Source organism: Xenorhabdus sp. Sc-CR9 (genome assembly GCF_963897815.1).
Lineage (GTDB): Bacteria > Pseudomonadota > Gammaproteobacteria > Enterobacterales > Enterobacteriaceae > Xenorhabdus.
Window position 1 is genome coordinate 1 of record NZ_CAWQTY010000166.1, and the last position, 26,805, is coordinate 26,805.

Here is a 26,805-nt window from a genome sequence, read left to right on the forward strand (position 1 = left end):
TGGCAAACCGATTAAATAATCGTCCTCGTAAAACACGAGATTACAAAACACCGAATGAGTTATTTAAAGGTATCCCCACTCATTTACTTCGTTCATTACGATGTTGCGCTTAATATGTGAATCCAAGAGTCTTTTCTATAAGAAGAAATGATTTTTTTACTAAAAAGCACTAGGAAGGTAATTGTATTTAAGGATTTAGTTAATTGTTATTTTAATGGTTTTTTTGTGATTAATTTTAAAATAAAAAACACCATAACATAAGTATAATTATTGAACTACGGAGAGAATGAAGATGAAATGGTTATTATAAAAAACGTGATTAACGTCTTGCTAATGATTAATTTACAATCAATAGGTTATAATAAATAATTGGTCATGTGTTTAGAATATATGGTGAAACACTTTTTAGGTGTTCTGAATATACATACATTATGAAACCAATATATATATATCTTAACTTTTTCTGTGAGTAAGGAAATGATCTATACCCATTGGATTTCAAGATGCAGCGCGACGGCAAGGAACGAATCCCCTGGAGCATAGATAACTATGTGACCGGGGTGAGTGAGCGCAGCCAACAAAGCTGCATCTTGAAATCCAATGGGTATACAATGTTGGAATAATGAGGATAGAAAGTACGGATTTTCATCAGAACTCATTGAAGCTGATGTTATGAACTCCCGCTCCTCACGGAGTAATATGGAAATTTATCAATCAAATCCAGCCAGCTTTGAGAGGGGATTATGCCTAATCTCATCATCGGTCTTGATATTGCCAAGAATATTTTTCAGGTTTATGGAACGGACCATCGGGGTATAGCCACTATTAAACGTAAATTATGTCGAAACAATGTAATTGAGGTTTTTTGCAACTCTTGAGCAGGCTACTCATCGGAAATGATGCTAATGATGCTGCTGCTATCTGTATGGCGGTAACAAGACCGAATATTCACTGTGTGCCCAAAAAAGTGCTGAGCTGCAATCATTATAGTTATTGCACCGAACTCGGGAAGGGGCTATTCAGGAAAGAACAGCAAAATCAAATCAGATCCGCAGTCTTTTTTCAGAAGAAGGCGTTATATTTCCGACCGGACTGTCTTCACTAAAAAAAGGTCTCCTTGAGTTTATCGAGGACGGTGAATCAGCGATAACCCCTATCCTGAGAAATCTGGGCATGATGTATCTTGAACAATTATCCTGTTTACAGACGTGGATCAGTGAACTTAACGCAATGACTGACAGGTATTTCAAAGAGGTCGATGTCTGCCAACGGTTGACCACCATTTCCGGTATTGGGCCGGTGATCGCCAGAATATCGTGGGTGATATTAACGGGTGAAGAAAAATTCAGAGTGGCATAATAATTACAGAGTAATGGAATCGTTTTTAGCTTTATTGATCTTGCTAATTGAGCGGGAAAAGTAAGATGGGAGATTGGTCAGACTGACACCGGAAAAACCTGATATAGTCAACGATCAAGAATGAATAATGATGGATAACATTTATTGTAAGAATGAAGATTTTCCATTGGTAGTAATTAATTAAAAATAGGCGTGTATATAGAGTGCACGCCTATTTTATCATTTATCAGCCCTTTTTCTATTTCAATAACATTTAAAAAAGAGTAATGAATTTTTATTTATAATTTCAGGATTATCTTACTTATGGGTAGTAAAATTTTCCAGATACAAAATAACTTGATAGTCTGATGCATTTTCAAACCGCATGTAGGGAGGTTTTGTTGTATCATAAGTAATGATATCAAGGCCAGAACCATTATCTTTAAAATAAATAGCACCCTGAGTAACAGGAATGTGGTTCTGATCAAATACCGCGACGGATGTAACATATTCCTGACCATCTTTCGGTATTAAGCCAACGATTTCATAACCTCCATTTGAATAAATTTCTACTGCTTTAGGGATTTTGTAAGTTTGGATATTTGCCCTGAAAACTTGATCTACACCTGATTCGTTAATTAACTTCACTGCTAACAGTTCACGGTTTGATGGTGATACAACAAATTTAGATAATCCTTGAATATCACTAAGATCGGCTTGGCTTGTGTCCCATTCACGATAAATTTGCCCGGACTGATTATCATTGCCATGTCGCCAGGCAAACACAATTGAGTTCGTGCCAATTTCAACGGAAAGAAATTTATCATTTAATGGAGTACCAATTAAATTTACTTCTGTACTATTTTCTGGATATTCATAGGAATCTCCAGCATAATTTTTTTGAGTATAAAATATAGCACCATTGACTAATTTGTCTTTAGACATGATTGTTTTCTCCAGATTTTTATTGTGGTAGTGAATGACCAGAATAAGGAAGCTGGATTTTATGTCAACATAATGAGAGGGTTTTATATTGAGGCCTGATTTTAAAAAATATTAATTTAAATTTGGACTATTGCTGATAATTAAATAATGCCGTTTTTATTTGTAATGTATATTATTATTAGAGTTGAGTTAAATTTAATAGTATTCCTTTTTACCGTAAGTATAGCTTATAATATTCTGGTAAAAATACTCGGCGCTCTCATTTTGAATAAAATTAACAGCATTGATTATCTGGTTACAGTAGATATTCAGGTATTCAGTTAGTTGCCCGATATTAAACATCTCTTTTCTTATCATAAACAGATGTGGAAACACAGTACAAAATTTTCAGTATAATAAGAGCGCCGTATATACGGCGCTCCCAAATATCTTAATGATCTTGCTTAATGACTATGTCATCCAGTAATAATTTACCCAACGATCGAATATTGGGTTGTTGCAGAATAGTATCATGGGAACCTGTAATATTAATCACGGTCAACTGAGCGGGCGGGATGATCTCATCCCAGCCAAGCGCAATGCTATGTTCAGCATCTGGTTCTTGTTCCGTCGCCCTGAATAGGGTCACATTCATGCCATCAGGACATATCGACGGAGCATGGTAATAAGCGGCAACTGAGATATTGTGGTATAGATGCAGATGTTGCCTGATATTCTCAGGAGAAATGCCCTGCGGCAGCAGGTTGTTCTCTTGAGTCAGCATTAACACTGCACTGTAATCACGCTTAAGTATCGGTTTTTCGATTTGTTCTCCCAAACGATCGGGAAGATTGTCTGGTATGTGTTCGGTGAAAGTAAAAATTTCATCAAACTTTAATCCAGCCTCTACTTTTTCTTGAGTAAACGTATTTTCATAGGTGGAATGAGTATCAAGCAACCCGACAAAATGCACGGTTTCACCCTCCGCAATCAGGAGACAGGCCATTTCATAGGCAATTGAACCTCCGACAGACCAGCCAGCAAGGCAGTAAGGCCCTTGGATTTGTGCCTGACGGATACATTCAACGTACTCTTTAGCCATCTCTTTCAAACTGATTGGGGTATCGTCTTCCTCCTGTACATCATTGGCGACGATCCCATAAACCGCCATCTCCTTATCATCAATATACGGGGCGAGTTCGTAAACATAATCAACGCCGCCTCCGACAGGATGAACAAGGAACAGTGCAGGTTTGGCGTTATCTGCGTGGTTACCTTTGCGATTATCTTGACGACTGCCTTGACGAACAGTCACTAAATTTGTCTGTTGGGTCAGAGAGGCTCCCAACCGGATAAACGCGGCAAATTCACTGATGGTCGGATGGGCAAGGAAATCACGTACTGCGACATTAATATTCAAAGCCTGACGCAAGCGTGTCACGATTTGCAGGGTTAACAGAGAATGCCCACCCAATTCGAAGAAGTGATCGTGTCGGCCAACACGTCCTGAGCCGAGGCATTCTTGCCAGATGTTAGCCACGATATTTTCCATTTCTCCGATTGGCGCTTCGTACCCTTGTGTAATCATGGCGGATTCATCCGGTACGGGTAGCGCCTTGCGATCCAGTTTGCCGTTGGCAGACAGCGGGAAAGCATCCAATATGACAAACGCGCTGGGGAGCATACTTTCCATCAAGCGGACACTTAATTGCTCACGCAGTTCGGAAGGTGTGAGCGTGACGCCTGATTGTGGAATGACATAGGCTACCAGACGTTTGTCACCACTTTCTTCTTCGCGGGCAATGACCACCGCATCGCTGACCCCTTTGCAGGTAGCCAATTGTTCTTCTATTTCACCCAATTCAATACGGAAGCCGCGTATCTTGACCTGAAAATCATTGCGTCCCAGATATTCAATCATGCCATTGGGCAGCCAGCGTCCCAAATCTCCCGTTTTATACATACGGGCATCAGGTTTTTCGCTGAATGGATCGGCAACAAATTTCTCTGCGGTTAAATCAGGCTGATTCAGGTAACCCCGGGCAACCCCCGCGCCGGCGATATGGATTTCACCGCTCATACCGAGAGGGGCAGGCTGACCGAGCACATCCAAAATATAAATGCGGGTGTTGGGCAGCGGATAGCCAATCGGAATGCTATTGGTCAACTCAGGAGCATGATGCTTATCCAGCGTCAGAGCTGTGGCTATGACTGTTGCCTCAGTCGGGCCATAGGTGTTGATCCAGCAGCAGGACTGTGTTTCCGGCATAGATTGCCAGCTTATTAAATGCCGCAGTTCTGCTTTTTCACCGCCGACAATCACTGTACGCAGGTGTCGGCCGAATCCACAACGTCCTGCTGCTATTTCTTGCACCCATAGGTGCCAGAAGGCCGTCGGCATATCTATGATGGTGATTTGCTGTTCATTTAACAGGGCGACAAATTCTTCATCCGGCACACGGATATGAGCAGGGCGCAGAACCAAAGTAGCACCTGAGGCAAGGGTCGGGAAAATATCCGATACCGAGGTGTCAAACGCCACGGTGGCAAATTGCAGGATACGATCTCCCAATTTGGGTTCACTGGTATTGTGTTGCACATGGATAAAGTTCACCACATTGCGGTGTTCCAGCATCACCCCTTTAGGCTGTCCTGTTGAACCCGAGGTATAAATAATATAGGCCAGATGGTGCGGATGAAGCCCCAATTGACCGATATCAGGATTATGTTCGGGTTGCTTCGCCACATTATCACGGTAAGTATCATCGTCCAGCAACCAGACGGTCATTCCCTGCGTTGGCAAACGTTCTTGCAAGTGTTTCTGAGTCAGTAATAACGCGGATTGACTGTCTGATAACTGATAGGCCAACCGTTCAGCAGGGTAATCTGGGTCGAGCGGAATATAACCGGCTCCCGCTTTGAGAATACCGTACATGCCAATAATCATATCCAGACTGCGGTCAACATAAAGTGCCACGCGATCATCGGGGCGTACGCCCACTGCAATCAGGTGATGTGCCAGTTGGTTAGCATGGCGGTTCAGTTCCGTATAACTCAATTGTTCATGACCGAACACCAGTGCGGTGGCATCAGGCGTGCGTTCCACCTGCTGTTCGAACAATTGGTGGATCAACATATCCTGCGGATAATCCAAATCAGTGTCGTTAAAATCCTCCAATACCTGAATGCGTTCTGCCGGAGGCAGAATACTGATTGAGCGGATTGGTTGTCCGGGGGAACGTTGCAGTGCCTCCACAATGCCTTTCAGTGCTTCATTGACATAAGCATTGATGCGTACAGGGTTAACTTGCCGGTTGCATTGGGCCGTGATTTCGTAACCGTCATTAAAATCGTCCACATCCAGCGACAGCGGATAGTTACTGCGTTCTTCAATTTCCACTTGTTGAATGCCTTCCCAAGCTGTTGAACCAGATTGTTCATCATCACGCGGACTGTGGCGGAAATTGAGCAGGTTGTTAAACAGTGGCAAAGATGCCTGAACACCGCTGCAACGCTGGGCTATTGCCAGAGGTGTCTGTTCATGTTCCAGCAATTCACTTAAGTGTTGATAAGTTTCCTGTACCACTTGCAGAACAGAGCGTCCCTGTAATTGAATACGGACAGGCAGGGTATTGATAAACATACCAAGAACCTGAGAAGCCCCCGTGCCTCCTTGCAACCGTCCCAGTAAAACGGTCCCGAAGACCACATCCTCACGACCACAGCATTGTGCCAATACCTGTGCCCATGCCACGTGGAACAGGACGGCTGAACTGATACCCTGTTTACGGGCACAATCACGGATTTGCTGTGCAAGTTCACTGTCCAGAGTGAAGATATCTTCCACAATTTCATCACGCTCAGCGCGGCTACCGCCCTGAACATCAAACAATCCAAAAGGTAGGGTCGGTTCTTCTATATCCCCCAATAATTGCTCGAAATAGGCTTTATGGACTTCGATCGGCACCTTACGAATTTGGGCAATAAAATTGCGGTAAGGCAGGGGAGAGGGCAGTGTGTCTTCTTCGCCCAAGAGAATCGCTTGTATTTCACCAAAAATGATTTCCAGTGACAGATGGTCACAAACCAGATGGTGATGTAATAAACTCAGCCACCATTGTTCAGTCTCAGGATCTTTAGCGATATAAGCTGCCAATAGTGGTGCTTTGGTGATATCTAATCGTATCGTATCTGGGCTGGTCAGGCGCTGTAATTGCGTTGCAGCATTTTCACCTGATAGCAGCGTGAATTCAGTAACCGGCAGCGGAGCGTCACGGAGTACAACTTGCACGGGCATGGGCAGATTTTTCCAATGGAAAGCACTGCGCTGGATATCATGCCGATCAATCACCTGCTGAAGTGCTTGCAAGAAACTATCCAGCAGAGTCCGGCTGTTAAAGCCCATGAGAATGTTTTCGAGATAAGTATCGCCTTCTTCTTCCAGTAAATGGTGGAACAGAATACCTTCCTGCAATGGCCCGAGTGGGTAGATATCCTGAATATTGGAAATACCATCCGGTACTTGGGCAACAATCTGGTCAATCTGTTCTTGTGTTAAATCCACTAAGGGCAGCATATCAGGTGTAATGATCTGGCTGTCTGCATGGATCAAATTAGGCGGAACAGCCAGTTCGTCAGTATCATGATCACTATTCTGGCTTAGACGAGTGCTCATGGAAGCCAGTGTCGGGGTAGCGAATACGGCACTGACATCAATGGACAGCCCCTGTTGACGCAGCTGTTCAATCAGGCTGACCACCAGAAGGGAATGTCCACCTAATTCAAAGAAGTTGTCATAACGCCCGACTTGCTCTAATTTCAACAGGGATTGCCAGACAGCCGCCAGTTTGTGTTCGATTTCGCCTTGCGGTGCTTCGTACTCCCGACTGACGGTGGAGGCATGATCCGGTGCCGGCAACGCTTTGCGATCCAATTTTCCGTTGGCGGACATCGGGAAGGTATCCAGCATGACAAACGCACTGGGAAGCATATAATCCATCAGGCCGATGCTGAGTTGTTCGCGCAGATTTGCCGGTGTGAGTGTGACACCGGTTTGTGGGATCACATAGGCTACCAAACGCTTGTCACCATTCTCTTCTTCACGGGCGATAACCACCGCATCGCTGACACCATCACAGTGTGCCAATTGCGCTTCAATTTCACCCAGTTCAATGCGGAAACCGCGTATCTTGACCTGAAAATCGTTGCGTCCCAGATATTCAATCATACCATTGGGCTGCCAGCGCCCCAAATCACCGGTTTTATACATGCGGGCATCGGGTTGTTTACTGAATGGGTCAGCAACAAATTTTTCTGCCGTCAGTTCTGGTCTGTTCAGATAACCACGGGCGAGGCCTGCCCCGCCAATATGGATTTCACCGCTTACGCCGACAGGAACAGGCTGACCGAGATTATCCAAAATATAGATGCGGGTATTGGGCAACGGGCGACCAATCGGAATATTGTCTGCAATATGCGGAGAATGTTCGTCATTGATCGTCAATGTCGTGGCAATGACCGTCGTTTCAGTCGGGCCATAGGAGTTTATCCAGCGGCAGGATTGGGTTTCCGGACTGGACAGCCATCCCGCTAAATGGCGGTATTCCGCTTTTTCTCCGCCAACAATAATAGTATGCAGATAGGAGCTGAAACCGCTGCGTCCCGCCATCATTTCCTGTACCCAGTGATGCCAGAACGCGGTTGGCATATCCATGATGGTGATTTTCTGTTCGCGCAAGAATGAGACAAATGTCATATCCGGTATTCTGATATGGGGCGGACGCAGAACCAGTGTGGCACCGGAAGCAAGGGTCGGGAAAATATCAGATACCGAAGTATCAAATGCCACAGTGGCGAATTGCAGGATGCGATCACCCGGTTTTGGGTTGCTGGTTTGGTGCTGGGCGTGAATAAAATTCACCACATTGCGGTGTTCCAGCATCACCCCTTTAGGCTGTCCTGTTGAACCTGAGGTGTAAATAATGTAGGCCAGATGGTGCGGCTGAAGCCCCAACTGCCCAATATCAGGGTTATGATCCGGCTGTTTTGCCACGTTGCCGCGGTGAGTTTCATCATCCAGCAACCAGACGCTCATTCCCTGTGTTGGCAGGCGTTTTTGCAAATGTTGTTGGGTCAGCAATAACGCGGGTTTGCTATCAAATAGTTGATAAGCCAGACGTTCGGCAGGGTATTCCGGATCGAGCGGAATATAGCCCGCACCGGCCTTGAGAATGCCGTACATGCCAATAATCATATCGAGACTGCGATCAACACAAATTGCGATGCGATCATCAGGACGTACGCCGGACGCAATCAGGCTATGTGCCAGTTGGTTGGCGTGCCGGTTCAGTTCCGCATAACTCAGCTGGCTATCACCAAAAACCAGCGCGATGGCATTTGGTGTGCGCTCTGCCTGTTGTTCAAACAGCTGGTGAATAAATGTATTTTGCGGAAGATCTGCGGCGGTATCATTGAAAACTTCCAGCAATTGATTGCGCTCTGTCTGTGACAGGATATCAATTGCTTCAATGGCATGTTCAGGTGCGTGTCGCAGTGCTGCCACAATCCCTTTCAGTGCCGCATTCATATAGGCATTGATGCGGGCCGGATTAATCTGCTGACTGCATTGGGCAATGAGAGAAAAGCCATCATCAAAATCATCCACATCCAGTGACAGCGGGTAGTTACTGCGTTCTCCACTCTCCAGCTCTTGAATGCCCTCCCAGGCCATTGATAATAATTCTTCATTTTCACGTGGGCTGTGACGGAAGTTGAGCAGACTGTTAAACAGCGGCAATGGAGCCTGAATACCACTGCAACGCTGGGCAACGGCCAATGGTGCCTGTTCATGTTCCAATAATGCGCTTAGTTGCTGATAAGTTTCCTGAACGGCTTGCTTAACGGAACGCGCCTGTAACTTGACGCGGATAGGCAAGGTATTGATAAACATGCCAAGTACTTCGGAAGCACCGACCCCGCCCTGTAAACGTCCCAGAAGTACCGTACCAAATACCACATCACTCTGTCCGCTGCATCGTGCCAGTACCTGTGCCCATGCTACATGGAACAGCACAGCAGAACTCATGCCCAATTGTCGAGCGCATTCGCGTAGATTGCAGGCCAGTTCGCTATCCAGCGTGAAGATATCTTCAACTATTTCATTGAAGTTTCCGCCCTGTACATCAAGTAATCCAAACGGCAGGGTCGGTTCTTCCACATCGCCCAACAGTTCGCGGAAATAAGCCTGATGCACTTCCAGCGGCACTTTGCTGATCTCGGCAATAAAATTGCGATAAGGCAAAGGTGTCGGCAGGTTTTCACTCTCACCTAACAACAGAGATTGTATTTCACTGAAGATAATATCCAGCGAGATATGGTCGCAAACTAAATGGTGATACAGCAAAGAAAGCATCCATTGTTCGGAAACGGGATCCTGAGCAATATGAGCCGCCAGTAATGGTGCTTGGGTGATATTCACCCGTACAGCACTGGTATCGGTGAGACGGCGCAACTGTGTTTCGGCATTTTCTTCTACTGACAGCGTATGTTCAACAATCGGCAACGGAGCCTGACGATAGACGATTTGCACTGGCTTGAGGAGTTCTTTCCAGTAGACAGCGCTGCGTAATATATCATGTCGATCAATCACATACTGGAGAGCCTGTAGGAATCTATCCAGTCGCGCCCGGCTGTCAAAAACCATTAAATGGTTATCCAGATAGAGATCACCGTCTGTTTCCAGCAAGTGGTGGAACAGAATGCCTTCCTGCAAGGGTCCCAATGGATAGATATCCTGAATATTCGGAATACCGCCCGTTACGTGGTCAACAATCTGGTCAATCTGATGTTGTTCTAATTCCACCAACGGCAGCATATCAGGGGTAATGGCCTGACTATCTTCGAAGATCAGGTTCGGCGGAACTTCCTGCATGGTGGCGGTTTGGTCGGTATTTTGACGGATAAGGGCGCTCATTGCGACCAGTGTTGGCGCAGAGAATACAGCACTGACATCAAGAGACAGACCTTTCTGGCGTAACTGTTCGATCAGATTAACAACCAGCAATGAATGCCCGCCCAGTTCAAAGAAGTTATCTTGGCGTCCCACTTGTTCTAAATTCAGCAGGGATTGCCAGATTGCCGCCAATTTTTGCTCGGTTTCTCCTTGTGGTGCTTCATATTCACGGCTGACGATAGCTGTCCGATCAGGTGCCGGCAGCGCTTTGCGATCCAATTTTCCGTTGGCGGACATCGGGAAAGCGTCCAGCATGACAAACGCGCTGGGGAGCATATGATCCATCAATCGGGTACTGAGTTGCTCACGCAGGTGAGATGGGCTGAGCATAACACCGGAGTGTGGGATCAGGTAAGCCACCAGATGCTTATCTCCCATACCCTCTTCACGGGCGATCACCACCACATCGCTGACACCTTCACAATTTGCCAGTTGTGCTTCAATTTCGCCCAATTCAATGCGGAAACCGCGTATTTTGACCTGAAAATCATTGCGTCCCACGTACTCAATCATGCCATTAGGCAGCCAGCGGCCTAAATCACCGGTTTTATACATACGGGCATTGGTTTTTTCGCTGAATGGATCAGCAACAAATTTTTCTGCGGTTAAATCAGGCCGATTCAGATAACCACGGGCGACACCGACACCACCGATGTGGAGTTCACCGCTCACGCCGACAGGAACAGGCTGACCGTGTGTATCCAGAATATAAATATGGACATTGGGCTGCGGATAGCCAATCGGAATATCGTGAGCAAGGTACGGGGCGTGTTTATCATCCGGTGTTAAGGACAATGGTGTTAAGGTCAATATTGTGGCGGTAACCGTTGTTTCAGTCGGGCCATAGGTGTTGATCCAGCGGCAGGATTGCGTTTCCGGATTGGACATCCAATTCATTAAGTGGCGGTGTTCTGCCTTTTCACCCCCGACAATAACGGTATGCAGATAAGGGCTGAAACTACTGCGACCCGCCATCATCTCTTGTACCCAGTGGTGCCAGAACGCAGTGGGCAGATCGATGATAGTAATTTTCTGTTCCCGCAAGAAAGAGACAAAAGTGTTATCCGGTATTCTGATATGAGGCGGACGCAGAACCAGCGTCGCGCCGGATGCAAGGGTCGGGAAAATATCAGATACCGAAGTATCAAATGCAATAGTGGCAAATTGCAGGATACGATCACCCGGCTCAGGTTCACTGGCTTCGAACTGAGCATGGATAAAGTCCACTACGTTGCGGTGCTCCAGCATGACACCCTTGGGCATTCCGGTCGAACCGGAGGTATAAATAATATAGGCCAGATGGTGTGGCTCAAGCCCCTGCTGATGGGCATCAGGGTTGTGGTTGGGTTGTTGTGCCACATTTTCTTGATGACTTGCATCATCCAGCAGCCAAACATTCATGCCTTGTAGAGGTAAACGGGCCTGTAAATGTTGTTGAGTCAGCAATAACACGGGTTTGCTGTCTGATAACTGATAGGCCAGACGTTCAGCAGGGTATTCCGGATCGAGCGGGATATAACCTGCACCGGCTTTGAGAATGCCATATATACCAATGATCAAATCGGGCCTGCGATCAGCGCAGATTGCGATGCGATCATCAGGACGAACACCAGAAGCTATCAGATGATGAGCCAATTGGTTGGCGTGCCGGTTCAGTTCCGCATAGCTCAGTTGGCTGTCACCAAAGACCAGCGCGGTAGCATCGGGTGTCCGTTCCACTTGTTGCTCAAACATTTGGTGGATTAGCAGGGTTTCTGGATATGGCAGGACGGAATTATTGAAATCCAGTAACACTTGGGCGCGTTGTTGCGGTTGCAATAGCGGTAAATTTTCTACCCGTTGTGAATCATCCTCAACCATCGCGGTCAACAAAGTTTGCAGGTAACTGGCGATGCGTTCAACGCTGGCATGGTCAAACAAGTCGCTAGAGTATTCTAGGTCGGCGATTAAACCATTATCCGTGTCATTCAGCGAGAGTGACAGGGCGAATTGTGAAATGTTTTCGGTGGGATTGATGGCACTGATCGTTGCTCCCGGTAATTCGATATCCTGTTGTCCCGGTGTATTGTCTACCGACATCATGACTTGGAAGATCGGGCTGTAGCTGAGACTGCGGGGCGGTTTCAGCACTTCGACCAGTTGCTCGAATGGCAGATCCTGATGCGCATAGGCTTCTAGGGCATGGCTTCTGACCTGTGCCAGCAAATCGCTGATAGTTGGATTGCCATCCAACTTAACCCGCAATGCTAATGTATTGACAAAGAAACCAATCAACGGTTCCAATTCACGGTGCTGGCGGTTGGCAACGGGGGTGCCTATTACAACATCTGTTTGTCCGCTGAGTCGGGAAAGCAATGCTGCCCATCCTGCCAGCAGAGTCATAAATAAGGTTGTTCCGTGGCGCTGGCTGAGGGTTTTCAACCCGGTACTTAATTCTGGTGATAGGGCGATATCAATACGTCCCCCACCGTAACTTTGTTTTTCCGGTCGCGGTCTGTCAGTAGGCAATTCCAGAAGAGCAGGGGCACCCTGCAACGTATCACGCCAGAAATTCACCTGTTTTTCCAGCACCTCACCCTGTAACCATTGTCGTTGCCAAAGGGCATAATCGGCATACTGAAGAGTCAGGGGAGGCAGGGGATCATCCTGTCCTTCACTGAATGCATGATAAAGCGTGGATAGTTCATCTAACAGAATATTGAGTGACCAGCCATCGGAAATAATGTGGTGCTGCGTTAACAGCAGAATATGATCTTGTTCAGACAAACGGAGTAACCGCCCCCTAATCAGGGGGCCTTGTGAGAAATCGAAAGGTTGGCTGGTTTCCTGCTGGGATATTTCTTCAACAGCTGTTTGCTGTTCTGTTGTTGGCAGGTGGCTGATATCTTCGATAGCCAAAAAGAAACCGGAATCGGGTTCGCCGATGATTTGCCGGGCCTGACCTTCCGCCATATTGATAGTAGTGCGCAAAATTTCATGACGGGTAACAACTCTGTCCAAAGCGGCTTGCAGGGCATTCAAATCTAAATGCCCTTGCAGGCGAAGGCCGCCGGGAATGTGGTATGCCGTCTGCGCCGCAGGATCTAACTGTGCCAAGAGCCACAAGCGCTGCTGTGCCCAAGAAAGAGGGAGGGTCTGTTGATCCGCACTTCTTGGCATAATCTGGTTTTTTTCCGCAACCTGACTATTCTGGATGCGTTCTTTAATTTTTTTCTGGAGTACTGCTTGTCTTAGTTTAAGCAGGGTCTGTTCGTTGTTACTCATTTAATTAATTATCTCCGTTTAACAGGGCACGCAATTCATCTTCAGACAAGTTCTCCAATTCTTTTTGCAGTGACTCGATATCTTCTGGTGCGAAAAAGGTTTCAATTTGTCTTGACTCGATAAGTGCAGCGAGTTCAGAAAGTGTTGAATGAGCAAAGATGTCTGGAATTGATATTTCAAGGTGGAATTCATCACGCAGCCTTGCCATTAGCTGAATAATGGATAAGGAGTTTCCACCCAGATCAAAGAAGCTGTCATGGCGTCCCACCTGTTCTAATTTCAATAAGGTCTGGAGGATGACGGCAACCTGTTGTTCGATTTCTCCTGCGGGCGCTTCGTATTCACGGCTGGCGATGGCAGTACGATCAGGAACCGGCAGGGCTTTGCGATTGACTTTTCCACTTGCAGTCAGAGGGAAAGCGTCCAGAATGACAAATGCGTTGGGCATCATGTAGCCAGCCAGATGGGTATTAAGCTGTTCACGCAAGCTATTGACATCCGGTGTAACATCGGGTTGCGGAATAACATAGGCCACCAGTCGCTTATCACCGTTATCTTCTTCACGAGCCACAACCAGCGCTTCCCTGACACCGGAGCAGGCCAGCAATTGCGTTTCAATTTCGCCCAGTTCAATGCGGAAGCCACGGATTTTGACCTGAAAATCATTGCGTCCCAGATATTCAATGGTGCCATCAGGCAGCCAGCGCCCCAAATCACCCGTTTTATACATGCGGGCATCCGGTTGCTTGCTGAATGGATCGGAAACAAACTTCTCCGCAGTTAAATCTGGTTGGTTCAGATAACCCCGGGCAACACCTGTACCGGCAATATAGATCTCTCCGCTCACACCGAAAGGAGCCGGATGACCAAGGGTGTCCAGAATATAGATTTGAGTATTGGCGTTTGGATAGCCAATCGGAATAACGCCGTTGATTAGATTGGAGCGGTTATCGATCAGGTGAGTGGCTATCACCGTAGTCTCAGTGGGACCATAAGTATTTATCCAGCGGCAGTTCTGAACCTCTGGAAGCGATTGCCAATCCATCAAATGGTGGTATTCGGCTTTCTCTCCGCCAACAATGATTGCACGTAAATAAGTGCTGAAACCGGTGCGGCCTGCTTTCATTTCCTGTACCCAGTGATGCCAGAACGCAGTCGGCAGATCGATGATAGTAATCTTCTGCTGGTTCAGATAATCAACGAATTCCGTATCCGGTACACGAATATGCGCGGGGCGCAGAACCAGCGTTGCACCGGTTGTCAGTGTTGGGAAAATATCGGATACCGATGTATCGAATGCGACTGTTGCAAATTGCAGGATGCGATCTCCCGGTTGAGGCTGGCTGATCTGATGCTGAGCATGGATAAAGCCCGCCACATTGCGGTGTTCAATCATCACGCCTTTTGGCTGTCCTGTTGAGCCGGAGGTATAAATGATATAGGCCAGATGGTGTGGTTTAATCCCCAATTGTTCGGCGTCAGGATTATGCACCGGCTGTTGTGTCATGTTGCTCCGGTGGGCGGCATCATCCAGTAACCAGAAGGACACATTCTGTAGCGGTAAGCGTGCCTGTAAATGCTGCTGGGTCAGCAGTAATACCGGCTTGCTGTCAGATAACTGATAGGCCAGTCGATCAATGGGATATTCTGGATCGAGCGGAACATAGTTCGCACCGGCCTTGAGAATCCCCAGCATGGCAATGATCATATCCGGACTGCGTTCAACACACAGAGCCACGTGATCATCAGGGCACACGCCGAAGGCAATCAGGCTATGTGCCAGTTGGTTGGCGTGGTAATTCAGCTCTGAGTAACTCAGTTCGGTATCACCAGATACCAGTGCAAGAGCATCAGGTGTCCGAGCCGCTTGTTGCTCAAGTAATTGGTGAGCCAGCATATCCTGCGGATAGGTTTGTTCAGTGTCGTTAAAATTCACCAATAGTTGAATGCGCTCTGCCGGAGGCAGGATTTCGATCGCGGCGATTGAGTGTTCCGGTGCATGTTGCAATGCAGATACAATCTCTTTCAGCGCAATTTCCATATAAGCATTCAGGCGAGCCGGATCGATCTGTTGACTGCATTGTGCGGTGAGGGCGAATCCATCATCAAAATCATCCACGTCCAGCGACAGCGGATAATTACTGCGCTCTTCCCCACTGAGAATTTCCACGCCTTCCCAGACCTGTGATGTCGATTCCATTTCGTCATGTGGACTATGGCGGAAATTGAGCAGGCTGTTAAACAATGGCAATGGTGCCTGAATACTACTGCAACGCTGGGCGACTGCCAGTGGTGCCTGTTCGTGATCCAGTAATTCACTCAATTGCTGATAGGTTTCCTGTACGGCTTGCTGAACAGTGCGTGTCTGTAATTGAACACGGACAGGCAGAGTATTGATAAACATACCGAGCACTTGTGACGCGCCAATCCCGCCTTGCAAGCGTCCCAGCAGAACCGTGCCGAATACCACATCATCCCGTCCACTGCATTTCGCCAGTACTTGTGCCCATGCAACATGGAACAATACCGCTACACTCATGCCCTGCTTCTGGGCGCACTCCCGAAGATTGTGAGCCAGGTCGCTATCAAGCGTGATGACATCTTCCACTATCTCGTTATGTTGGCCTTCATCATGGTTGCTACTTTCATGACTCCCACTTTGCACATCCAACAATCCGAATGGCAGAGTAGGTTCATCCACATCGCCCAACAGTTTGCGGAAATAGTCCTGATGTGCTTCCAGCGGGACACTGCGGGTTTGAGCGATAAAATTACGATAAGGCAGCGGGGCGGGTAAGCTGTCTCCTTCTCCCAAGAACAGGGCTTTCACTTCATTGAAGATCATATCCAGTGATACGTGATCGCAAACTAAATGGTGATGCAGTAAGGAGAGCAACCATTGTCCAGATTCAGGATCTTGAACAATGTGCGCTTCCAGAAGAGGGGCTTTGGTGATATCCATCCTTACTGTGCGCGGGTCGGTAGAGCGGCGTAACTGTATCTCAGCCTTTTCTTCCGTGGACAATGTGAGTTCCGTAATTGGCAGTGGCGCATGACGATAGACCACTTGTACGGGTTCCGGCAGCTCCTGCCAATGGACAGCGCTGCGCAGGATATCGTGCCGATCAATTACCTGCTGGAACACGTGTAAGAAATTATCCAAGCGTGTCCGGCTGTCAAAAGCCATAAGCTGGCTGTCCAGATAAATATCACCTTCTGTTTCCAGCAAATGGTGGAACAGGATGCCTGCCTGCAAAGGTCCCAGAGGATAAATATCCTGAATATTTGTGACACCCTCCGGCACGAGATTAACTACGCTGTCAATCTGGTCTTGCGTCAATTCCACCAGTGGCAGCATGTCTGGCGTAATGGACTGACTATTTTCACTGATCAGATTCGGCGGAACAGTCAGTAAGGTGACACCCTGAACAGTATTCTGATTTAAGCGGGAACTCATGGCTGCAAGTGTTGGCGCAGAGAAGACGGCACTGACTTCAAGGGACAGGTTAAGCTGACGCAGTTCTTCGATCAGATTGACCACCAGCAGCGAATGTCCACCCAGCTCAAAGAAATTGTCATGGCGTCCCACCTGTTCCAGCCCCAGCAGGGATTGCCAGACCACAGCCAGTTGTTGTTCGGTTTCACCTTGTGGCGCTTCGTATTCGCGGCTGACGATGGCTGTGCGATCCGGTGCCGGCAGTGCTTTGCGATCCAGTTTTCCGTTGGCGGAGAGGGGGAAAGCATCCAGCATGACAAACGCACTGGGGAGCATATGTTCCATCAGGCTGGTGCTCAGTTGCTCACGCAAGTGGGACGGGCTGAGAGTGACCCCTGATTGTGGGATTAAATAGGCAACCAGACGCTTATCACCCATGCCTTCTTCACGGGCAATCACCACAGCATCACTGATGCCTTCACAAGCCGCCAACTGGGTTTCAATCTCGCCCAATTCAATACGGAAACCGCGTATCTTGACCTGAAAGTCATTGCGTCCCAGATATTCAATGGTGCCATTGGGCAGCCAGCGTCCTAAATCCCCCGTTTTATACATACGGGCATCCGGTTGCTTGCTGAATGGATCGGAAACGAATTTCTCTTCTGTTAAATCTGGTTGGTTCAGATAGCCACGGGCAACCCCTGCGCCGCCAATATGGATTTCTCCGCTTACCCCGATGGGAACTGGCTGACCATGCGTATCCAAAATATAAATGCAGCTATTAGGCAACGGATAACCAATTGGAATTGTGTTTTCGAAAGAAACAGATTCTTTGTTATCCAATTTCAGGGTGGTGGCAATGACGGTTGTTTCAGTCGGGCCATAGGAGTTGATCCAGCGGCAGGATTGCGTTTCTGGATTCGACAACCAATTCATTAAGTGGCGGTACTCCGCTTTCTCGCCACCAACAATAATGGTGCGCAGGTAAGGACTGAAACCACTGCGGCCTTCCGTCATCTCCTGTACCCAGTGATGCCAGAACGCGGTTGGCATATCCATGATGGTGATTTTCTGCTCGCGCAAGAATGAGACAAATGTCATATCCGGTATTCTGATATGGGGCGGACGCAGAACCAATGTGGCACCGGATGCAAGAGTCGGGAAAATATCAGAGACTGATGTATCAAATGCCACAGTGGCAAATTGCAGGATACGATCCCCCGCTTTGGGTTCGCTGGTTTTATGTTGCGCGTGGATAAAGTTCACTACATTGCGATGTTCCAGCATCACGCCTTTGGGCTGTCCGGTCGAACCGGAGGTATAGATAATATAAGCCAGATGGTGCGGATGAAGCCCCATGTGGCGGACATCAGGATTATGGCTGGGTTGTTGTGCCACGGTATTGCGATGGTTTGCATCATCCAGCAACAGGACGGGTATCCCTTGTATCGGCAAGCGAGTCTGCAAATGTTGCTGAGTCAGCAATAATGCAGGTTTACTGTCTGACAACTGATAGGCCAGACGCTCAGCAGGGTATTCTGGATCAAGGGGGATATAACCCGCTCCGGCCTTGAGAATACCGTACATGCCAATGATCATGTCCGGACTGCGATCAACACAGATAGCAATACGGTCATCAGGACGGACACCTGAGGCTATCAGGTAATGCGCCAGTTGGTTGGCATGGTGGTTGAGTTCGGCGTAACTCAGTTGGCTGTCACCAAAGATAAGCGCAATCGCATCAGGGGTCTGTTCCACTTGTTGCTCGAACAGTTGATGAATCAACTTATCTTGCGGATAACTCAGCGCAGTATCGTTGAACTCCACCAATAACTGGTTGCGCTGTTGTGGTTGCAGCAGTGGCAGGTCTTCCACTTTCAGTGAATCATCTTCGACCATCGCTGCCAGCAGGGTTTGCAGATAACTGGCAAGGCGCTCAATGCTGGTACGATCAAACAGATCGCTGGCATATTCCAGTTCGCCGGCTAATCCATTTTCGGTATCATTCATGGAAAGTGACAGATCAAAATGGGTACTTTGGCGGGTAGAAGGCAGTTCATCCAGCGTTAAATCCGATAACTCAAGCGATTGCTGTATTGGTGTGTTATCCAGCGCGAGCATGACCTGAAAAATCGGACTGTGGCTCAGGCTGCGTGGTGGTTGCAGGGTTTCAACCAGTTGCTCGAAGGGCAGATCCTGATGGACATAGGCTTCCAGTGCATGGGCTTTCACTTGTGCCAATAATGAGCTGATTGTGGGGTTGTCTTCCAATTTAACCCTGAGTGCCAGCGTATTGGCGAAGAAACCGATCAAGGGTTCTAATTCACTGTGCTGTCGGTTAGCGACAGGTGTCCCAATAACAATATCCTGTTGATCACTAATGCGGGAAAGCAAGATTGACCAAGCTGCCAGTAATGTCATAAATAGGGTGGAGCTATGGCGCTGGCTCAGTGTTTTTAGGCCATCACTCAACTCAGGGGAGAGGGTAAACGCCACCTGATCCCCACGATAGCTCTGCACCGCAGGACGTGCTTTGTCTGTAGGCAATTCCAATAAAGCTGGCGCTCCTTGCAGTGCATCACGCCAGAAATTCACTTGTCTTTCCAGTACTTCGCCCTGTAACCACTGACGCTGCCAAAGGGCATAGTCAGCATACTGGAGTTTCAGCACCGGCAGAGGATCAGGCTGCCCCTGATGGAAAGCACGATAAAGGGTAGTCAGCTCATACATCAGGACATTCAGTGACCAGCCATCTGAAATCATGTGGTGCTGGGTTAATAACATCACATGTTCGTCTTCTGCGAGTTTCAGTAGTTGACCGCGAATTAATGGGTCAGTTTCAAAGTCAAAAGGATGGTTGCTTTCAAACTGTGCGGCTTCATCAATGGCAGTTTGTTTTTCTGCATCAGTGAACCGGCTGAGATCTTTGAACGTTAAATTAAAACCGCAATCAGCTTCCGCAATGATTTGCTGAGCGACACCATCTGTCATTTTTATCGTCGTACGCAAAATTTCATGACGGGCAATGATTCTGTCCAGTGTCGCTTGCAGGGCACTCTGGCTCAGGTTACCTTTCAGACGCAAACCGCCGGAAATGTGGTATGCCGTCTGGGCGGCAGCATCTAACTGAGCCAGGAACCATAGGCGTTGTTGGGCCCAGGATAGCGGAATAACCTGCTGCCGGTTGGCCGGTGATATTGTTTGTTGTGCTAATTGCTGTGCCGGCGGGTTAGTTGTATTTAATGATTGAGCCAAATCCGCCAGAATTGGATGAGTGAACAGATCCTGTAAATCAACTTTAATATTGAGTGCCTGACGTAAACGGGAAGCCATCTGCACTGTCAGTAAAGAGTGTCCGCCCAATTCAAAGAAGTTGTCATGACGTCCCACCTGCTCCAGTCCCAGCAGGGATTGCCAGACTTCTGCCATTTTCTGTTCGGTTTCACCTTGAGGTGCTTCATATTCCCGGCTGGCAATGGCAGTGCGATCAGGTTCAGGCAAGGCTTTGCGATCCAGTTTGCCGCTTCCGGTCAGCGGGAACGTGTCCAGCATGACAAATGCGTTGGGGATCATGTACTCCGCCAGGTAGGTGCTTAGTTGTTCACGTAGTTGCGCGGGTTTCAGTGTCACATCAGGTTGTGGTATGAGGTAGGCTACCAGACGTTTATCACCCGTCGCTTCTTCGCGGACAATCACCACGGCATCCTTGACACCTTCACAGGCCGCCAGTTGTGCTTCTATTTCGCCTGGTTCAATACGAAAACCACGTATTTTGACCTGAAAATCATTGCGTCCCAGATATTCGATGGTGCCGTTTGGCAACCAGCGGCCCAAATCACCGCTTTTATACATGCGGGCATCGGGGTATTTGCTGAATGGGTCGAGTACGAAGCGTTCTGCTGTCAGCTCCGGCCGATGCAGATAACCACGGGCAACCCCCGCACCGCCAATGTGAATTTCTCCGCTGACACCGATAGGGACTGGCTGACCATAGGTATCCAAAATATAAATTTTGCTATTGGCGTTTGGATGACCAATCGGAACAGAGCCGGTGATGTGATACGAATCTTCTCCATTCAGAATCAGGTTTGTTGCTGTAACCGTGGTTTCAGTTGGGCCGTAGGAATTGATCCAGTGGCAGAACTGAGTATCCGGCAATGATTGCCAATCCACCAGGTGGCGATATTCTGCTTTCTCTCCGCCAACAATCACGGCATTCAGATAGAGGCTGAAACCAGTCCGGCCCGCTTTCATCTCTTGTACCCACTGGTGCCAGAAAGCGGTTGGTACATCTATAATGGTGATCTGGTGCTGATTCAAAAAATCGATAAATGCTGTATCCGGTACGCGGATATGGGCAGGGCGCAGAATCAGAGTCGCTCCCGCTGCCAGTGTTGGGAAAATATCAGACACGGAGGTGTCAAATGCCATTGTTGCAAATTGCAGTATGTGATCTTCTGGCTGAGGCTGGCTGATCAGGTGTTGGGCATGAATAAAGCTGATCACATTGCGGTGTTCCAGCATGACCCCTTTGGGCAGACCGGTTGAACCAGAGGTATAGATGACATAGGCCAGATGGTGTGGCAAAAGACCCAGTTGACTGGCATCAGGATTATGGATCGGCTGTTGTGCCAGAGTATCCTGGTGATTTTGATCATCCAATAACCAGACCGGAACGTCCGCAATCGGTAAATTAGCCTGCAAGTGCTGTTGGGTCAGCAGTAACTTCGGTGTGCTGTCTGATAATTGATAAGCCAGTCGTTCGGCGGGGTATTCTGGATCTAATGGAACATAACCCGCTCCGGCTTTGAGAATGCCGAACATGCCAATGATCATATCCAGACTGCGATCAACACACAGAGCTATGCGATCGTCTGGTCGTATGCCAGATGCTATCAGGCTGTGAGCCAGTTGGTTGGCGTGTTGGTTCAGTTCCGAATAAGTCAGTTGGGTATCTTGGTACACCAGTGCGATAGCGTCAGGTCTTGATTCTGCCTGTTGTTCAAACAGCTGGTGGATCAGTTTATCCTGAGAATAAACCCGTTCCGTGTTGTTAAAATCCACCAGTAATTGTTTGCGCTGTTGTGGCTCCATCAACGGCAGTTCAGCTACTCGTTGAGTGTCATTTTCTACCATTGCCGCCAGTAAGGTGTATAAGTGACCCGCCATGCGCTCAATCGTGGTATGGTCAAACAAATCACTGGCATATTCCAGATCGCCCACTAAACCTTCTTCAGTCTCATCAAGGCTCAATGTCAGGTCAAAATAAGAGCTGTCTCTGATTAACGGCCGTTCATCCAGTATCAATCCGGGTAACTCAAAATGCCGTTGTCCCGGCGTATTATTTGTTGCCAACATAACCTGAAAGATTGGGCTATGGCTCAAACTGCGTGATGGTTGCAGGGTTTCGACCAGTTGTTCGAAGGGCAGGTCTTGATGGGCATAAGCATTGATTGCCTGTTCTTTCACTTGTGCCAGCAGTTCACTGACGGTGGGGTTATGGTGCAACTGCACCCGCAGGGCCAACGTATTGACAAACAAGCCGATTAAAGAGGCTAATTCTGGTTGTTGGCGATTGGCGACAGGAGTACCGATCACAATATCGTCTTGACCGCTGACGCGAGATAACAGAGTGGCCCATCCGGCCAATAACGTCATGAATAAAGTCGTACCGTGGCGTTGGCTGAGATCTTTTAATCCCGCCTGTAATGTGGGTGGCAGAGTCAGGTTTACTCGCCCGCCGGTATAACTTTGTTTTGCCGGACGTGGCCGGTCGGTCGGCAATTCCAAAAGGGCGGGAGCATCCTGTAAAGTGTCTCGCCAGAAATTGACCTGTTTTTCCAGCACCTCGCCCTGTAGCCATTTTTGTTGCCAGAGAACATAGTCAGCATACTGGATAGTCAGATCAGGCATTGGATCTGTCTGCCCTTGGCTGAATGCGTGATAAAGCGTGGACAGTTCATTCATCAGTATGCTGACTGACCAACCATCGGAGATAATGTGATGTTGGGTCAACAGCAGAATATGCTTATCTTCTGCCAGTTTCAGCAATCGTCCCCGTACCAGTGGGCCATTAACAAAATCAAAAGGATGGTTTGCCTCAAGATAAGCTGCTGTCTCAATCGCCTTTTGCTGTTCTGGGGCCGGTTTTTCTGAAGAAAGTTGACTCAGATCTTCTTGTTTCAGGGAAAACCCACAGTCTGGGTTACCGATGATTTGCTGTGCTTCATCATCTACCATAGCAATAGTCGTACGCAAAATCTCATGGCGTGCGACGATGCGATTCAAGGCGGCTTGCAGGGCATTTAAATTCAGCTTGCCTTGCAGGTTAAGACCTGCCGACATATGGTACGCTGCCTGTGCTGCCGGATCTAATTGAGCGAGGAACCATAAGCGTTGCTGTGCCCAGGATAAGGGCACGCCATTACTGCGAGCCTGAGTCATGATTTCTGTTTTTTGAGTCGGCTGGCGGGTTAGTTTTGCTAATTTGGCTAACTCAAGTAGTCTTCTGCGTTCAGCTAATGGTAGAGATGAGAGCTCATTATTGTTCATTTTTTATCACCATTTAAAACAAATAAAGTAAGACCTAATTCATTGATTTATAAATGTCTTGCAGAGACGCTGAATCAAATTGCTCTAATAGAGAGTTGATAATGCATTCTTCAAGCTGACAAAGAGTCGGGTGTGAAAACAGCTGATGAATGGATAAGCCAACATCAAATGTTTTCTTGATCTGCGACTGTAGTTGTAGAACCAACAATGAATGACCACCAAGTTCGAAGAAATTGTCATAGCGACTTATCCGGTCTAGTCCCAGCAATGATTGCCAAATAGCTGCCAATTGCTCCTCGGTTTCGCCTTCCGGTGCCACATATTCCTGGGTTGACATGGCTGAGTGATCGGGAGTAGGCAATGCCTTGCGATCGAGTTTGCCATTCGGAGAAAGAGGGAAAGCTTCCATCATGACAAATGCGCTCGGTATCATGTAATCAGCGAGATCCTTGCTTAACTGCTCGCGCAGTTGAGAAATACTGGGTGTAGTATCTTTATCGGGGATCAGATAGGCGATCAGTCGCTTGTCTCCCGTTTCATTTTCACGGGCAATGACCACAGCGTCACGAATGCCGGTGCATTGGGTCAGCCTGGTCTCAATTTCACCCAGCTCAATACGTAATCCGCGAATTTTGACCTGAAAATCATTACGTCCCAGATAGGCGATGCTGCCATCAGGTAACCAGCGTCCCAAATCACCAGTTTTATACAGGCGGGCATCAGGATCGGTACTGAATGGATCGGCAACGAAGCGTTCTGCGGTCAATTCAGGTAAATTCAGGTAGCCACGGGCGACACCGACCCCGCCGATATGAATTTCACCAGCGATTCCTACCGGAACCGGTTCCCCGTGTGTATCGAGAATATAAATCTGAATATTGGAAATAGGGTGTCCAATCGGTACTTGTCCGATATGGCGATCCGGAACGCATTGCCAAGCGGTGACATCAATGGCAGCTTCGGTTGGCCCATATAAGTTATGTAGTTCACTATGAGGAAAATGGGACAGACATTGCTGCTGCAAAGCATAAGGAAGTGCTTCTCCGCTGCATAAAATCTGGCGCAGGGAAGAGCAGCGCTTGGCAGGGATGTAATAGAGAAAACTCTGTAGCATGGAAGGCACGAAATGGAGCGTAGTGATACCGCGTTTTTCTATTTCTTCCAATAAGTAATAAGGCTCTTTATGTCCTCCCGGACGCGCCATCACTAATTGAGCACCGAACATCAGGGGCAGGAAAAACTCCCAGACGGATACATCAAAACTGAATGGGGTTTTCTGCAAAACCCGATCCTGAGGGGATAATTGATAGGTATCCTGTGCCCACAGCAAACGGTTTACAACACCCCGATGCTCATTCATGACCCCCTTGGGTTGACCTGTAGAACCCGAGGTATAGAGCACATAGGCCAAATGACGGGATGTCAGCCCTAAATGGGAAGCATCTAAATTATTGATTAATTCGCTGGTGATATTGGCCTGAACAGTTGGATTATCCAAAATCCAGACAGGAATCTCGGTTGCAGGCAATTGCTCTTGCAAGCCGTGATGGGTCAGCAGGATCACTGGCTCACTGTCTGACAGGATATAAGCAAGTCTGTCAGCCGGATATTCTGGGTCGAGTGGTACATAAGCCGCACCGGATTTTAAAATACCCAGCAGGCCAATAACCATATCCAGACTGCGTTCCATACAAATGGCAACGCGATCATCCGGGTGAATTCCCGCACCGACAAGAGCATGGGCGAGTTGGTTGGCGCGTTGGTTCAATTCCCTGTAGCTGAGTTGTTCATTGTCAAAACTCAGAGCAATTGCATCAGGAGTACATTCCGCTTGCTGTTCAACAAATTGGTGGATCAACATATTCTGCGGAAAAGGCTTATAGGTGTCATTAAAACCACGAAGAATTTGCTGGCGTTCCTGCTCATCCATCAATAGCAAACGATTAACCGCTTGCTGTTCGTCATCCGCCATTGCCGTTAACAGATTCAAGAGGTTCTGCATGAGCTGGGAAATGAAGTCAGCATCAAATACTGCGGTATCGTAATGAAAGGCATAACGGATTTGATTATCGACTTCCAGAATATTGACCATCAATGGAACGGGTACATCCGCGTAGTAAGGATAAGGGAAAGGCTGTAATTCTGCGTTGCCCCAATGCACCGTCACTGTGTTATCTTCTGCCATCCAAAGTGCGGGCAGGTCATCAACGTATCTGGTCTTTTGAAAAATCATCACTGTCTGGAAAACAGGGTGAACTTCAGTATTACGCTGTAATTGCAGTTGTTCCAGTACCTTGGAGAACGGATATTTCTGGTTCTCAATACCTCGCCGGATGGTTCTTGTGGCCTGTGCAATATGTTCTTGTACTGACATTTCATCGTTGATTTGGCAGCGCAGGGCGACGGGGTTGATGAATTCACCGACCAATTTTCCCCAACGAGCGCGGCCTCGGCCCGGCATAATAGAGCCGATAATAATGTCATCCTGTTCAGTATAACGATTCAGGAGAACTTGATAGGCGGCGAGAAAGATGGCGAACAAGCTGTTGTCATATTTTGGTGCCAGCGCCTGCAATTTCTTTGCCAAGGATTGGGGGATTTTCTTATATAAAGAAGTTTTCCCTGTGGCGGGTTTGGTACAGTTTTTAGGGGGCCATTGTGAAACCGCTAAATTGCCGGCTAATTTATTTTGCCAGAATTGTTGTTGCTTTTTGGCTCCGGCACTTTTTAACCATTGCTGTTGCCATTTCACATAATCGTTAAAGCTATGTTCTGATACAGGATCTAAAGGTTTTTCAGACAGCAGAGCATCAAGTTCATCCAGCAATACCCAATAAGACCAGCCATCAACGGCCAGATGATCAAATGTCAGCACCATTACGCTTTCTTGCTGATTGTATTGATACCAACTGGCATAAACCCGTAGTGGATATGACAAATCAAATACATGCCAGCAGTCGTCCTGAACACATTGCTGAAGCGTTTCTTCACTGAGGTTTTGTGCATCATGTACTGCAAGTGTGATTTTACAACTGTCTGCTATGCAATAGCCCAGTTCACCATTATGGAGTCCAAAACTGGCCCGTAGCAGAGGGTGTCTTTGCACCAATTTATTGAGAGCTTCTTCTAATCGTTTGGCTGTCAAGCCTTTAATGCGAACACAAAATGCACTATTATTCTGACCACGTTTGTCAGGGTCAATTTGATATTGAAACCAGCGACTACTTTGCGCTTCCGATAAAGGAAATGATTTCAATTTTTCAGGGTAATTCATTCTATA

At 47.6% G+C, this 26,805-nt stretch carries 5 protein-coding genes and 1 pseudogene; 2 read left to right on the top strand and 4 right to left on the bottom strand.

What is annotated here, in order from left to right:
- Window positions 1-113 (top strand): annotated as a pseudogene (locus AACQ81_RS08100) (IS30 family transposase); the annotation flags it as partial.
- A gap of 880 nt (window positions 114-993) precedes the next feature.
- Complete coding sequence (locus AACQ81_RS19705; protein ID WP_443089540.1) at window positions 994-1,359, top strand: hypothetical protein; 366 nt, start codon at window positions 994-996, stop codon at window positions 1,357-1,359.
- A 297-nt stretch (window positions 1,360-1,656) separates the two neighbouring features.
- Here the strand turns inward: AACQ81_RS19705 and AACQ81_RS08110 are convergent, their stop codons facing one another.
- From AACQ81_RS08110 to AACQ81_RS08125, 4 genes are all read right to left on the bottom strand, one after another.
- Entirely contained in the window at window positions 1,657-2,283 is a 627-nt protein-coding gene (locus AACQ81_RS08110) for a beta/gamma crystallin domain-containing protein (protein WP_237386950.1), read from the bottom strand.
- A 430-nt stretch (window positions 2,284-2,713) separates the two neighbouring features.
- Window positions 2,714-13,537 carry a non-ribosomal peptide synthetase gene (locus AACQ81_RS08115; protein WP_237386951.1) on the bottom strand — a complete coding sequence of 3,608 codons (10,824 nt, stop codon included), beginning with the start codon at window positions 13,535-13,537 and terminating at the stop codon, window positions 2,714-2,716.
- Window positions 13,538-13,541: 4 nt separating this feature from the next.
- Window positions 13,542-23,525 carry a non-ribosomal peptide synthetase gene (locus AACQ81_RS08120; protein ID WP_237386952.1) on the bottom strand — a complete coding sequence of 3,328 codons (9,984 nt, stop codon included), beginning with the start codon at window positions 23,523-23,525 and terminating at the stop codon, window positions 13,542-13,544.
- A gap of 34 nt (window positions 23,526-23,559) precedes the next feature.
- The gene (locus tag AACQ81_RS08125; RefSeq protein ID WP_237386953.1) at window positions 23,560-26,799 is read right to left on the bottom strand and encodes a non-ribosomal peptide synthetase; all 3,240 of its coding nucleotides are present in this window, start codon (window positions 26,797-26,799) and stop codon (window positions 23,560-23,562) included.
- Window positions 26,800-26,805: the final 6 nt, after the last annotated feature.